The following is a 15,288-nucleotide window of genomic DNA, read 5'->3' on the forward strand; positions in this document are numbered from 1 at the left end:
ATGAAGTATATCTATCATATTATAGGGGTTTTATTGCTATGTGTACCTACTATAAGAGCACAAGTAGCTCCTACCCCAACAAAAACAGAGATAGTAATGACGGTAGATGAACTGCGCTTACTCTTAGAACAAATAGGGAGAGCAGAGCTAACTTCCTTAAGAGATAAGCAGTTAGACAGTATGCTATCGGCTGTAAATTACAAAACAACAGCAGTATCGCCTACTTCGGTAGTTATAAATGAGTATCGATTAGTAGAAGTAGCTGCAGTAAGTCCTACAGTAGTGGGAACAAATAGTAGTACTATTATCAACCGCACGATGAGTAATACTGCTATCGCTCGTACTGCGAATTCTATGGCAGTTGTCCATACGGCGAGTATTACTACAGCTCAGCGTTCTGTAGTACCTGCTGCTGTAGCTCAACCACAGAATACTGCTGCGATAGCCCAACAGGTAGCTCAACTATCGGGGGTAGTGGAACAGTTGCGCAAACAGCAGCAATTGTTATTGGCAGCTTTGACGGCTAATACAGGAGTGGTAGCGGCTAAAAGTAAAGCTACTCCTACAGCTACTGCTACCCCTGCCAATACTCTGTCTGCCGCTGTAAGTACCCAAGCTACGACAACAGCCACTACGGCAACAGCGGGCTATACTCCCATAGTAGTGCAAAGCGTAACTGCTACAGGGGTGCCTGTACAAATTTCGGCAGAAAAACGCAGTGAATTGGAACAGCTATTGGCTGCATATGGGCATAAGAAAGCGGTACTCTATTTTGCTAATAATAAAACTATACCTTTGGCTTATGACCCTACAATAGTAGACGAAATGGTAGCGATGCTACAAGCACACCCTGAACTATCTATACTCTTAGAAGGTTATGCAAGTGCCGTAGGGAGTGCTTCCTACAACAATGTGCTCTCTATGGAGCGCGCTGTAGCAGTTGCCCAAATACTAAATGGTAAGGGGATAAGCAACGAGCGTATATTGACCGCTTTTAAAGGGATAGACTCGCAAGCTACTCCTGCTCAAGCGCGCCGTGTAGAGCTACGGGTAATCATTCGCAGTTATTAGGTGTCATCAGTTTAAAATAAAGACTGATTGTTTTAGAAATTAGTTTTAGAAATGAAATAGAAAAAGGTAGTATAACAATAAACTGCCTTTTTCTTGCTTTTATGTTATAGATATAATGCTATATGTATTGACAAGTGTCCTTATTATAAGTGTTCTTATGGTTTTAGTATTCCATTTGATACGAAAAAAGTATAGGATTTTTTATTACGAATTTTATATTTCGGCTTCATTATTTGATGTTATAGTTGAAACAGAAAATGAGGTTAATAAAAAGGCAATTTATCATTTCTTTAGTAGAAAACCTTATTTTTGCGACAAAAAGAATATCAGTATAATAAGACAAGCTGATAAACTTTTCTATTTGTATATAAGATTTTATGATGAAGAAAAAATGATTCTTTTTAGAGAAGAAATTGAAAAATATAAAGAAATATTTCCTTTTTGGGTGGTGTTTCCTAATAATTTTTATGGAGCTCCTCGTTGGAATCAAGGATATCAAGAACAATATAGGGATGTTTTTTTGAAATATTGGAAGACTTTGAGCAATAAAGAGCAAGAAGAATATATGAATAAATACAACTGCCCAACTGAGTGGTGTGAATGGTTGGGTGATTATAAAAAATCTCTTTTGAACTGATTGTATTATTTTTTGTAATTTGGTATTTTATTCGTAATTTTGCAGGCAAAAATAATAGAATATTATGTTTCATAAAGAAGGTTTTAAGATTATCTTGGTTAGCTTTACTATTACGATGGTAGTAGCATTGATAGCTCATTATTGTATTGATATAGAATGGATTAGATTGACAATACAGCTGTCGGCTTTTGTCTTTTTGATAGCTATACTACAATTTTTCAGAAACCCTAAACGCATCACCCCTAAGAATGATACCCATATTATTGCTCCTGTAGATGGTAAGGTAGTGGTAATAGAAGAGGTATTTGAAAAAGAATACTTCAAAGATAAACGTTTGCAGGTATCAATATTTATGTCGCCTTTAAACGTACACGTAACACGTTATGCTTTAGGTGGTAAGGTAACCTACAGCAAATATCACCCAGGTAAGTACTTGGTAGCGTGGCACCCTAAGGCTTCTGAAGAGAATGAACGCACTACTATAGTGGTAGATAACCCTGTGTTTGGTGAGGTACTATACCGACAAATAGCAGGAGCTTTGGCAAAACGTATTGTTAATTACGCTAAAGTAGGCGATACTGCAGTGCAAGGCGAAGATGCAGGCTTTATAAAGTTTGGCTCGCGTGTGGATGTATATCTGCCTTTAGGTACCAAAGTGAAGGTGCAGTTGGGAGATAAAGTAAAAGGAGGCGTGCAAGTAATTGCTGAAAAATAAGAAAGACGATGAAAAAAACACTTCTGTTATTAGCAGTTATATTTGTAGGGACTATTTATTCACAAACTGATAATCAAATAGATACGACTTCAGTAGTAACAAAAGATACTCTTACTATTGTGGCAGTAGGCGATGTAATGATAGGCTCAGCTTTCCCTGCAGGCAATCTGCCACCTGATGATGCTAAGAATAGCTTTAAGCACGTGAAACCTTATCTGAAAGGAGATATAGTGTTTGGCAATTTGGAAGGTGCTATTTTAGATGCAGGAAATTCAGAAAAATGTAAAGGGTCTGAATCAGGTACTTGTTACGCTTTTAGGATGCCAGACCGCTATGGTGATATACTGAAAGAGGCGGGTTTTAACCTTATGAGTACTGCTAATAATCACGCTAACGACTTTGGTGAAAAAGGGCGCCGCAATACGGCTAAAGTATTGGATAATGTAGGGATTTACCACGCAGGGCCTGTAGAAAATAAGTCGGTAGTATTTGAAAAAGATGGAGTGAAGTATGGCTTCTGTGCTTTTTCACCTAATAGCAATATGTTGTCGGTAAACAATATAGCTCAAGCGACTGACTTAGTAAAGGAGCTAAGAGCGCAAGCTGATATAGTTATTGTTTCGTTTCACGGAGGTGCCGAGGGCTCTAAACATACCCGCGTACCCCGAACGAATGAGTTTTTCTACGGTGAAAATAGAGGAGATGTGCATAAATTTGCTCACTCAGTAATAGATGCAGGAGCAGATATAGTATTGGGACACGGGCCGCACGTTACACGCGCTGTAGAGGTGTACAAAGGAAAGTTTATCACCTATAGTATGGGTAACTTTAATACTTATGGGCAGTTTAACCTACAAGGTGTTAATGGGATAGCTCCCCTCTACCAAATAAAAATAGATAAGAACGGCAATTTTATATATGCAGATGTCATCTCTACAAAGCAAACTAAAGGGATTGGCTTAGAGTTGGACGCTGAAGGTAGGGTATTTCAGGAAATAAAAAAGCTTACAGGACTTGATTTTCCTGAAGCACAATTGCAATTTGAAGAAGGAAAAATTAGACAATTAGTCAATTAACTATTAAAATAAACAATTAACCATTAATAATTAATTATTAAAAAAGATGGGAAGAGCATTTGAATTTAGAAAAGCCCGTAAATTTAAACGTTGGGCTGCAATGGCAAAAACATTCACTCGTATAGGAAAAGATATTGTAATGGCAGTGAAAGAGGGAGGTCCGCACCCTGAAAGTAACTCTCGACTACGTGCCGTAATACAGAATGCTAAGGCAGCTAATATGCCGAAAGAAAATATAGAACGCGCTATAAAAAAAGCAAGTGAAAAAGATACCGCTAACTATAAAGAAGTGCTTTTTGAAGGCTATGCACCACACGGTATAGCTGTGCTGATAGAAACTGCTACTGATAATAACAATCGTACCGTAGCAAATATACGTAGCTACTTCAATAAATGCAATGGTACATTGGGGACTTCTGGTTCTGTAGAATTTATGTTTGACCATACGTGTAACTTTCGTATCAATGCTGAAGGTATAGACCCTGAGGAATTGGAACTTGAGATGATAGATTTTGGAGCAGAAGAAGTATTTGCAGACGAAGATGGTATTCTTATTTATGCTCCTTTTGAGAGTTTTGGAGCTATACAAAAAGAGCTTGAAAGTAGGAATATAGAGATTCTGTCATCAGGTTTTGAACGCATTCCACAGGTTACCAAAGAACTCACTCCTGAAGAACAAGCTGATGTTGAAAAACTATTAGAAAAAATAGAAGAAGACGAGGATGTCCAGAATGTTTATCACACTATGAAGGAATCGGAAGAATAAGCCTATTATAGTTGACTATTCATCAAAAAAAGAGAATGTTTAAACCAAGCATTCTCTTTTTCTTTTTGTAAGCAAAATTAAAAACTTTGCCAAAGTCTTAAACTTTAGCAAAGTTAATTACATTGTTATCTACATTTTATTACTAATTGCTTGTAATTTGTTCAAAATTGCGCTTTACAAAATCGGAAAGTTCTTTGCCTTTTAGCAAACCTTGTGATAAACGAGCTAAATCAAAGGCTTGTTTTATAAGAGTTTCTTTATCAGCCTCTGCAGGGGCAGCTAATATTGCATCTGCTAAGGGAGAATTACTATTCACTACCACGTGATATATTTCGGGTAAGCCCATAGCCATCATACCGCCACCTGTAGCACTCATTTCCTTCATACGGCGCATAAACTCAGGTTGATTGATAACAAAAGGAACATCATCACTACCCAAATCTTCCAACTGCACCATATATCCTTCTTTAGGCACTACTTTTTCTATCTCAGCTTTTAGCGTTTGTTTCTCTTCCTCGCTATGTTTAGCAATTATAGGCTCGTCTTTTTCAATAAGCTTTGTTATAGGAGCAGCATCTACGCGAGCAAAAGTAAGTCCCTCATTATCCCCTTCTAATTTTTGTATTAAATGCGGTACAATAGGACTATCCAATAGCAGTACTTGGTAGCCTTTTGCTGTAGCTTCTTCTATAGCAGCATATTGTTGTTCCTTATTTTGGGCATAAAGCACTACTATTTTACCATTTTTGTCTGTTTGAAGCAACTGAATTGCTTCTTTTAGTTCGGTAAGTGTATAGTATTTGCCATCTACAGTAGGATATAGCACAAAATCACCTGCTTTTTCATAGAATTTATCATCGGTGAGCATACCATATTCTAATACCACCTTAATATCATTCCATTTTTGCTGAAAATCCTCACGATTATTAGTAAAAAGCTGTTTAAGTTTATCAGCAACCTTACGCGTAATATAGGCACCTATTTTCTTCACATTGCCATCAGCCTGCAAGTAAGAGCGCGATACATTTAGCGGAATATCAGGAGAGTCTATTACCCCTTTGAGCATCGTCAAAAAGTCAGGGACAATACCTTCTACATTATCGGTTACAAACACTTGGTTTTGGTAAAGCTGAATGCGGTCTTTTTGCAATTGCATATCTCCGCTAAGCTTTGGAAAATACAAAATACCAGTAAGGTTAAACGGATAATCTACATTCAGGTGAATATGAAACAAAGGTTCATCAAACTGCATAGGGTACAAACTATGGTAAAATTCCCTATAATCCTCATCGGTAAGGTCGGCAGGTTTTTTAGTCCACGCAGGGTGAGTATCGTTGATGATATTATCTACCGTAACGTATTCTGTTTTGTAGTCCTCAGGAGCATTTTCAGGGCGAGGCAAAGCCTCTTGTTTAGTACCAAACTTAATAGGCACAGGCATAAAACGATTGTATTTGCGCAAGAGCTCGCCTATGCGATACTCTTCCAAAAACTCAAGCGAATCGTCATTGATGTGCAGTATAATTTCAGTACCACGTTCTGTACGCAAGGTGGTTTCTTCTAAAGAATACTCCGGACTACCATCACACACCCAACGCACAGCAGGTGCATCGGTATATGATTTGGTTATGATTTCCACCTCGTTAGCCACCATAAAAGCCGAGTAGAACCCAAGCCCAAAATGACCAATCACCCCAGCATCTTTAGCCGTATCCTTATATTTTTCTAAAAACTCTTCAGCTCCGGAAAAAGCAATTTGGTTGATGTACTTTTCCACTTCTTCGGCAGTCATACCAATCCCTTGGTCGGTGATATGTAACGTCTTAGCCTCTTTGTTTATTTTCACCTCAATCAGCGGATTGCCATAATCTACCTTAGCCTCACCAATACTACAAAGGTGTTTCAGCTTCAAAGTAGCATCAGTAGCGTTAGATACAAGCTCACGCAAAAATATTTCGTGATCGCTATACAAGAATTTTTTAATTAGCGGAAAGATATTTTCCACCGAAACGTTTATATTACCTTTCATTTTGTTTTATAATTATTCTGTTATTATTTTTCAGTTCTATACCATAGCCAAAAGAATACCAAACTGCTTTCAACTGCCAAATTGTCAGTTCTTATCCCCTTCAATCAATTACATCTTTACTATTATCTTACAAATCGATTGCTCAGTTACTATTCCCAACAAACCTTCATAAGAGGAAAGTAAGCAAACAATAGCAGTGAGATTGACCAAAAATAAAAAAATAATCATTAAGTATTGTCAATTAAACATTATTTTGTACTTTTGGGCGATAAACATCTACAAACAAACAGCCTTATGCTCATCATTCCTAAAAATTACCATTCTCCTTATGGGATTATGGATACCGAAAGAGCTATCAAGCTCATCAAAGATACATTTGAAACTACTCTTGCTAAAGCACTGAATCTCACCCGTATATCAGCGCCATTATTTGTGCGAAAACGCACAGGACTCAACGATAACCTCAGCGGCGTAGAACGACCTGTAACTTTCCAAATGAAACACTATCCCGATGACGATATAGAAATTATCCATTCCTTAGCCAAGTGGAAACGCTTAGCCCTAAAACGCTATGGCATCGCGATGCACGAGGGTATTTATACCGATATGAATGCTATCCGCCGTGATGAGGAATTGGATAACACACATTCTATTTACGTAGACCAATGGGACTGGGAAAAAATCATTACCCCTCAGGAACGTACTTTGTCATATTTGCACTATACAGTACGACAAATATACCAAGTGTTTTTAGCTACTGAAGCACAGCTTATTGCACAATATCCTCTATGCCGAAAGCTATTGCCGCCCGAAGTTACTTTTATTACTTCGCAAGGCTTAGAAGATCGTTACCCTAACTTATCACCCAGTGAGCGCGAACAAGTTTTTGCTAAAGAAAAAGGGGCTATCTTCATCACTCAAATAGGTAACACCCTACGTTCAGGCAAAAAACACGACAATCGTGCCCCCGACTATGACGATTGGCAGCTCAATGGCGACCTTATTTTTTGGAATCCAGTGCTCGACAAAGCATTAGAGCTTTCGTCTATGGGTATTCGTGTGGATGAGAGTTCGCTTAGCCAACAGCTAAAAACTGCCAATGCCGAAGAACGCAAACAGCTTGAATATCACCAAATGTTGCTAAAAGGGCAATTGCCACTCACCATAGGTGGAGGTATAGGTCAGTCTCGTATCTGTATGTTTTTCTTGCAAAATTACGAATAAAAAGCAAAACTACAAAAAATAATGTAATTAGCTCATACAAAGAGGATTAATTTTTTGACAGGAAGATAAGAGAAGACAGGGTCTTAGATGATTTGGATAGGTTTTTTCAAAATTAGGTTTCTAAATCGTTACCTAATACATTGAAAAATATTTTTTATTAATAGGTTATATTTCAGTGTTTTACACCTTTTTTCATATTGTACAGTAACTTGATAAAAAGTACTTTCGCAAATTAAAAAATTAGAGTATGAAAAAAGTAAAACGCTCAACCTTTAAGGTATTGTTTTACCTTAAAAAGAATGCCCCAAAGAAGAACGGTAAGGTTGCTATTATGGGACGTATTACCATTGACAATCAGGTAGCTCAGTTTAGTACCAAACTTGAAATTCTTCCACAGAAATGGGATTTGAAATATGGCAGAGTAACAGGTAAAACAGAAGAAGCTACCCAACTTAATCGCAAGCTGGAAGAGATTCGATCACGTATCATTACTCATTATGAGGAGTTGATGAAGTACGAGGGAGTGGTTACTGCTCAGAAGCTAAAAGCTACTTTTCTAGGCATAGGAGTAATGGAAGATTCCTTGCTAAAAGTCTATGAGAAGTTCAAAGAAGACTTTGCCCTGATGGTAGAAAAAGGTGTTAGAAGTTACAGTACGCTTAACAAATACGAAAATGTATACACTCATTTGAGCGAGTTTATCCAGTACAAATACCACAGAAGTGATATTTCTTTCAAAGAGCTTACAGAAGACTTTATCAACGATTTTGACTTCTATCTTAGAGTTAATAAAAGTCTTACTCACAACACAATATGGGTTTATATGATGCCCCTTTGTAAAATGGTAGAAATAGCTATAGACAAAGGTATCATCTATCGCAATCCTTTTAAGAATTATATAAGTTCTATGGAGGAGAAAGACAGAGGCTATTTGCTTAGAGAGGAAGTAGAAACTCTTTTACAATATCACCCTAAGAGTGCTTCTGCTGAATTAGTACGAGACCTATTTGTTTTTAGTTGCTTTACAGGTTTTTCGTATATTGACATCAAGCAGCTCAAGAAAAGTCACTTACAATCATTCTTTGACGGCAACAAATGGCTTATCAAACGCCGTCAGAAATCCGATGTGTCCTGTAATGTACGTCTGTTGGATATAGCCGAGAAAATTATTGAAAAATATGAGGGCACTACTCGTACTGAGGCATTGTTTCCTACGCCCTCCAATGCTAATTGCAACCTCCTGATCAAAAAGATGATGAAAGATTGTAACATCATTCGTGAAAAACCTATCTCCTTTCACTGGGCACGCCATACCTTTGGTACTCTGTTCTTAACAGAAGGAGTCCCCTTGGAAAGTGTTAGCAAGATGATGGGACATAAGAATATCAAAACCACCCAGATTTATGCTAAAATCACCAATGAGAAAATTAGCAAGGATATGGAAATTGCTGCCGAACGATTAAAAAACTTAAAGATAGGATAACTAACAAATTCCCTCTGAGAATTAAAATCCATTGATAACATTTCAAAAAGAGATGTGTCAATGGATTTTTTTGTTGCCTTACAGAAAGCTATTAGAAGAGAAAAAGACTTCAACAAATAAGGAAAAGGGTATTCGTTTGTCACAAATAGAAATACGTCATTAAGACTTACCTATTTTTCCTGTTTTAAACACTTAAGGCACGTAATGGCGGTTCGTTGTTCGAGTGCAAAGGTATTTCTGTGTTCTTAACGCTTCTTGCAAGGTCAAGCCCGATGGGTTTTCAAAAAAATCTCCAGCCCTTGTCCGTTGTCCTGCGGGTAGTATTTTTTTGAAAAACCTTGCAGAAGCTAAACACAGACCTTTTATGGCACTCGAAACGAAACCAGCTCATTCCGACCTTTAAGCGAATAAAAAAAAATGTCAAATATGAGAAAAATGCTGCTTCTTACAGATTGTTTTTTGAAACGAATACCGCTTTTCCTCCCATTGTCGAATGAAAAAAATTCAAAGTATGTAGCTACTTAATTACGTTTTTACTTTCGTACATACTTGCTTGCTTTGATACGTGAATGCAAAGTAATGTACAAATATACATATAGCTTTACATAGAATTGTAAATAACTTTGTAAGTAAGTGATTGATTAAATATATTGCTAATATGCCCTAAATCACTTTATGAGCTTGTAGTGTTTATCTTCTTTTCTTATGGTTAATTAAAATTTGACCTTTAGGGAGAATTTTCTGTTCACCCGAACAGAGCAAGTTGTGTTTTGAGGCACGCATTAGGCGTTTAGGCACTCAAAACAACTTGCCCTTGCAGGGAGCTTAAAACGCACTCCGAAGTCGTGGTTTTTTAATTTTATATTTTTATTGCATTAAACTAAACGACGAAAAAAGTCCTTATAAAGTTTTCTTTCATAAGGACTTTTTTATTTATTATATTTCTATTAGACTTATTCTTAAGCATAGAAGTGAAAAATATTTTTCTCTATGAATTCTAAAATGAAATAAACCTTTGTTGTTTTTGTGTTAGATTGACTTCTAATGTAACAAAATTTTAACAACTCATTTGAGGCATTACCGAAAACACACACCAATTAGAGCAGAAAGTATCATTCTCTTTTTAGATGAACAATCCTATTCGGTATAAAAACCGTTGCTTCATCTCCAATAGTTTCAAATACCCACTCATTTTTATCTTTCCAACACTTTTTTTTGAGTTTTCTGAATAAAGATTGCACATCTTTTTTAAACTCAGGAAACTCATTTGCCCCAAAATAGGCTAAGCGACCACTATAATACTTATCATCGTCTATTCCTGATGGAGAATATTCAATAACAGGACTATCATAAATAGAAATGGACGATTTACCTGAAAGGGTGATTATTTGAGAAGCCAAACTTTCATAAGTTAAATAAATTTCAAAAGGAGCGGGAGGAAATTCTTCTATCTCTTTTATTATACTTTCTTTCTTCCCAAAGTAATCTCTTACATAAAGAGAACCGAACTTCTTTAAAAGTTCTTGTCTTATAATTTGCTCTCCTTGTTCGTCTGCAAAATAATTAAACTGTATTGAACTCATAATTAACAACTATTTTTTCTATGTTTTTTACTTGGCTCTTTCCAATCATCGGCTTTGTCGGGGTCTATAAGTGTTACCTGTCCCTTTTTATCGTGGAAAACTATTCTTACATTATCCCCTAAAGCCTCTCTAATATCCATAATTGCCCCTCGCTCTCTTGATGAAGGTCTAAACCCGCCACGAGTACGCATATCCCCGATTTGATGTACTTCTAATATTTGTTTCTTTTTATCGTCTGCATATACTACTACATCACCAAATCTTGATTTATCGTTTTTTAATTTTATCTGCCCTTCTGTTCCTACATTTTTGCCCAAACCTTTTAAATCATCTCGTAGTTGCTCTTGAATTTCCTTATGTTTAGCACCACCACGACCGCTTAACCCCAATGGGTCTATCCAACTATTTGGGTCAAAAACATACCCATATAGTGTAGGATTCCCTCCCGCAAGTCCTATTGGGTCTTGTGAAATATAAGCCCCCGTTTCAGGAGAATAGTAACGATAACGATTATAAGCAAGATTGGTCTCAAAATCATAATACTGCCCTTGATAAAGGAATGGTATAAATGGGCGTACGTCATCTCCTAATGAGGATGCTTTAATTTCTCTTTTTACCCTGCCATATATATCTAATTGTCGATTCCAAACCTCATTCCCCTCGCTATCAATAGCAAGTATAGGAGTGCCTAAGTGGTCGCTTATGATAGAGTACGCTTTGCCATTCACCAACTTGGCGGTAGGCACAAAACCTTCAAAGACCCAAGTAGTAAGCTCAGTGTTTTCGGAGTTGTCTTTTTTGAAAGTTTCGTGCAGGAGCACATTCCCGTCCCATACAAAACGGAACGTGGAAGCCATACGGCGTTTTTCTAAACGCCTACCGAAAGCATCGTATCTAAATCTATAAGTAACGCCTTTTAGGTCTGTAACAGAGCGGAGTGAGCCATTAGCGTTCCAAGTATATAAAAAGCCTTTACCAGTGCTTTTGGGATTTATGCCTAAGTCACGGAGTTCACTACCACTAAAGAAAGGACGGAAACCAACGTCTTTAATATGCTCTTTAAAGATAAGGTTACCTTCTACATCATAGTGGTAAAAATAGGTTTGGTCTTGTTGGAGTTGGCTGTTTTTATACTTGCGGTCTTTCTTGTCCTTTGTCTCGTATAAGTTACCGAGTTTGTCAGGAGTACGGAACTGTTCTTCTTTCTTGGCATAAATAGCACGTACGAGGTAGCCCTTATCATCGTAGTCAAAGGCAACATCACGGTCTTTATAGGTATGGTCTATGATGTTGTACAAGCGGTAGTCTATGCCCCATTGGTATTCTTTCCAATAGATATTTGCCCCTTGTCCATCTTTGGTTACTTGGTGGCGCATACGCCCCAAGCGGTCTCTTCGGGTTTCGTGTTTTACACCTCCTGTAAGCTGTCGGTAAATTTCTAAACCTAACTCGTCGTAGTCTATTTTAGCTTCCCAAGAATCCTGCCCCTCCAAAGAAGGGGAGGTTGTGGCGTGAATATGAGAGATGTTACTTAGTTTATCAAGTTCAAAAGATATCTCTGCTCCTAAGTTGCTACTTAGTTTGATACGTCTGCCGAGAATGTCGTATTCGCTATAGACTTCGGTTACTTCATCGCTATTGGTGCGTTTGGTACTTTCTTTGGTGATGTTGCCTAATTTGTCTCTTTCAAAGCTCACTACTGCATCGGCATTAGTGGCTTCTTTTAAAAATCCTGCTTCGTAGAGGTACTGCTCGCTGCTGCCGTCGTGGTAACTTACTTGGGCTATACGTCCGTTAGGGTCGTAGTCGTAGTTTGTATAGCGTTTTTTAGTGCGTTGTACTCTTGTTACCCAACCTGCTTGGTTGCGCTCATATTCTCTGATGAGTCCGTCAAAAGCGTTTTCTTTGCGTACATTGCCATTGCCGTCCAAATCAAAGAGATATTCTTCGCCTTCTTCGTTTACAATACGGCGTAGTTGTCCTTCGGTATCGTATTTAAAGCGTACAGTGCTATCACCCTCAGTGCGTTCTATGAGTTTGTTTAAGCCTTTGTAACGGTAGCGGATGTCCTTGCCGTTGCTGTCTCTATAACGCACCACATTGTCCATCGCATCGTAGCTCAATGAGATGTTGTTGTTGTCAAAGTCCTGTAAGTATTCCACACGTCCCAACAGGTCATAGTGGCGCAGTTGCCTTAGCTGGTGAGGGTTGGTAATAGCCGTACATTGCCCTAAGTGGTCGTATTCGTATTTGGTATAGCCTTCATTAGGGGCTTTTATCTGCTTGATGTTCTTTTGGTCGTCGTATTTTACTTCCGTAGTAGCTCCCAATGCATCGGTGAGGGAGCGCAACAGTCCTTCTTCGTATTTAAAGGCTGTGGTAGCTCCCAAAGGCGTTTTGCGTTCGGTAAGGTTACCTACCTCGTCGTAGTTCCATTCCCATTTGCCTCCTCTTGGGTCAGTGGCTTCGGTAAGCAGGTGTTTGTTATAAGGGTCGTAGTACTCCATTTGGGTAAGGCTCCCATCGGGTTCTATGACCTTTACCACATTGCCCCATTTATCGTGGAGATAGCTGGTGGTATTACCCAAGGGGTCAGTTTCCATTTCCAATTCGCTAAAGCTGTTGTAATGGGAGTTCCATTCGCCTTTTTCGGGGTCTATGTATTTTATGACACGTCCGTTGTGATGATAGAAAGATTTGGTATAGCCCAAGCTATCTCTTACCAGTGTGCAATGTGGGTCGGAGTAATCAAAGGTATAGTGCAAGAGGTCTTCACTACCTCGTACTTCTACGCATTTAGCTCCTGTGCCTTTGCCATCGTAAGTAAATGTCCATACCGTACCATTGCGCCAAATTTCTTTTACCATTAGGTGGTTTTGGTAGGCAAAGTGCATAGGCTGCCCTAAAGCATCGGTATGGGTGAGCAAATCTCCTTCCTCGGAGTAGCTATATTGTGCGATCGCAAAGCGTTCGTTTTCTTGTTTGGGGTGAGGTGCGTATATAGTGGTGATACGTCCCTCGTTATCTGTTTCAAAGGTTAAGGTACGTTCGGCTGAGTCTATTAGCTGGGTAAGGGCTCCATTGGCTTTATAGCTCAGTTGTATTTGGTGTCCGTTTCTATCTACTATTTTCTCCAGCAGCTGTTGCTTGCGCTCACTGCCTTTCATTGGGTATGCTGTTTCCGTAAAATAGTAGCAGAGTCCTGAGGTGTCTTTTACGTAATAACGTCCGCTTTCATCCACACATAAGTAGAGTTTTTCTAAGCGGTGGAAAGTAGGTTTGTCGGGACTGTTAGGTAGTTCTATATCTACCCCTCGTCCGTCGTTCATTCTGATAGTGGCTACTCTGGCTTCCCAATCAAAACCTATAGCCATATCGTAAGAGTGGTGCCAGCCATAGCCTAAAGGACCTTCGTAAGGGCTATAGCTATACCAAGTGCGTTCCCATACCAAAGGAATCACTCCTGAGAGGCTAAAGTCTTCATTATCGGTATAGAAATATCCTTCGGCTACTTCCACAGGGTGGCTTTGTCCTGTACCCAGATGTTTAGAGAGTTTGGTTTTGGTAGCACAAGAAAAGGGCAGTTTGGAGATGCCTTTTTCGGCTAACTTTCGGAAGCGTTGTCCTAACTTGAGTTTGCCCAAACCTGCTTTGAAGAGTCTATCGCCTATACTCAAAGGGTTGATAGGGGTAGGTATGGTATTGACCAGTACAGGTCGGCTCCAAGGGATAGGCAGGATACTGCCTGAAGGGACAAAGAGTTCTGTTTTAGGGTTTTTAGGGTCGGGTGATTTTTTGGTACTATTGCGTTGGCTTTTGAACAGGTCTATAATGCCTATATCCCAGCAGTCATAGTTCAGGTGCATCATCCCTGCCATAGGGTCGCCATCGGCTGTTACAAAGAGGCTTCCTAAATAGACTGTACCGTTGTCTTTAGCCACAGGCACATCAAAGCTAGGATGAAAACCTGCTCCCATAGGGATATGTGGAATTACTCTTGAGGTAGTGCCTGTAATAGCTCGTGGTAGTACGCCTCCAATAAGCACGGTGGCACTAAGCCCTGCCATTCCTAAAGCCGTAGATACTAAGCCATCGGCTTGATTGATGAGTTTATCAGTTTTGGCTTGTGCGGCTTCTTCTGCTTCTGTTTGAGGTTCATTGGCATTGGGTTGTGCTTCTTGTACCGCACTCATTACTTCTGCCTTTACCATATTGACCATACAGCTAACCCAATCCTTAGCTCTGAAAAGTACAGAAATGTAAGGGTGAGGCAGGGGAACAGGAGTCCCTGGCGGAACAGTAACAAAGTGTACATCTATCCCCATTACAGGGTCTAACTGCTTTGCTACAGGCAAAAAGGCTTCACCTTTAAACGCTGCTAAGTGAGTCATCAGGGGCATCATCAGCGACTCGGAGAGCTGTCCTGAGAGTCCTTGTACTGCATCGATAGCCGCTTTGATGTCTAAGGCTGCCTCTATAGGGCTTACACTCCCATCGGCAAGTCCTTTTAGGGCATTTACTGCCCCAACAACAGCTTCAGAGTTCTGCAAAAGGTTTTCCTCAGCTCCCTGCAACGCTTGGTCTGTACTACCTGCGTCAGCTATGGAGTCCTCTCCGTCCTTCTTGAATATCTTCTTTAAATAGTTGTTGTTTGACATCTTTTGTTAATTTTGTGTGTGTTATTATTTATTGTCCCTTGTATGT

At 39.1% G+C, this 15,288-nt stretch carries 10 protein-coding genes; 7 read left to right on the forward strand and 3 right to left on the reverse strand.

Annotated elements, in window-relative coordinates:
- From J4N46_RS00790 to J4N46_RS00810, 5 genes are all read left to right on the forward strand, one after another.
- Positions 1-1,071 (forward strand): OmpA family protein, encoded by a 1,071-nt coding sequence (locus J4N46_RS00790; protein WP_208057483.1) that lies wholly within the window; start codon positions 1-3, stop codon positions 1,069-1,071.
- A 157-nt stretch (positions 1,072-1,228) separates the two neighbouring features.
- Entirely contained in the window at positions 1,229-1,708 is a 480-nt protein-coding gene (locus J4N46_RS00795) for a hypothetical protein (protein ID WP_236013498.1), read from the forward strand.
- 64 nt (positions 1,709-1,772) lie between these two features.
- Positions 1,773-2,423: a phosphatidylserine decarboxylase family protein gene (locus tag J4N46_RS00800; RefSeq protein ID WP_208057485.1), complete on the forward strand. Its 651-nt coding sequence runs from the start codon at positions 1,773-1,775 to the stop codon at positions 2,421-2,423.
- An 8-nt stretch (positions 2,424-2,431) separates the two neighbouring features.
- Complete coding sequence (locus J4N46_RS00805; RefSeq protein WP_208057486.1) at positions 2,432-3,499, forward strand: CapA family protein; 1,068 nt, start codon at positions 2,432-2,434, stop codon at positions 3,497-3,499.
- Positions 3,500-3,545: 46 nt separating this feature from the next.
- Positions 3,546-4,265, forward strand: a complete 720-nt coding sequence (locus tag J4N46_RS00810) for a YebC/PmpR family DNA-binding transcriptional regulator (protein WP_009414800.1) — start codon at positions 3,546-3,548, stop codon at positions 4,263-4,265.
- Between the two features lie 142 nt (positions 4,266-4,407).
- On the opposite strand, the gene htpG is transcribed toward J4N46_RS00810, so the two are convergent.
- Positions 4,408-6,294 (reverse strand): molecular chaperone HtpG, encoded by a 1,887-nt coding sequence (gene htpG, locus J4N46_RS00815; protein WP_208057487.1) that lies wholly within the window; start codon positions 6,292-6,294, stop codon positions 4,408-4,410.
- Between the two features lie 294 nt (positions 6,295-6,588).
- Here htpG and asnA point away from each other — a divergent pair, with 294 nt between their 5' ends.
- Positions 6,589-7,518 carry an aspartate--ammonia ligase gene (gene asnA / locus J4N46_RS00820; protein WP_236013574.1) on the forward strand — a complete coding sequence of 310 codons (930 nt, stop codon included), beginning with the start codon at positions 6,589-6,591 and terminating at the stop codon, positions 7,516-7,518.
- 247 nt (positions 7,519-7,765) lie between these two features.
- Positions 7,766-9,001, forward strand: a complete 1,236-nt coding sequence (locus tag J4N46_RS00825) for a site-specific integrase (RefSeq protein WP_095900568.1) — start codon at positions 7,766-7,768, stop codon at positions 8,999-9,001.
- A gap of 1,112 nt (positions 9,002-10,113) precedes the next feature.
- Here J4N46_RS00825 and J4N46_RS00830 read toward each other — a convergent pair.
- Complete coding sequence (locus J4N46_RS00830; protein WP_208057488.1) at positions 10,114-10,584, reverse strand: hypothetical protein; 471 nt, start codon at positions 10,582-10,584, stop codon at positions 10,114-10,116.
- Between the two features lie 2 nt (positions 10,585-10,586).
- Positions 10,587-15,242 carry a DUF6531 domain-containing protein gene (locus J4N46_RS00835; RefSeq protein WP_208057489.1) on the reverse strand — a complete coding sequence of 1,552 codons (4,656 nt, stop codon included), beginning with the start codon at positions 15,240-15,242 and terminating at the stop codon, positions 10,587-10,589.
- Positions 15,243-15,288: the final 46 nt, after the last annotated feature.

It is taken from the genome of Capnocytophaga bilenii (assembly GCF_017565765.1).
Taxonomy (GTDB): domain Bacteria; phylum Bacteroidota; class Bacteroidia; order Flavobacteriales; family Flavobacteriaceae; genus Capnocytophaga; species Capnocytophaga bilenii.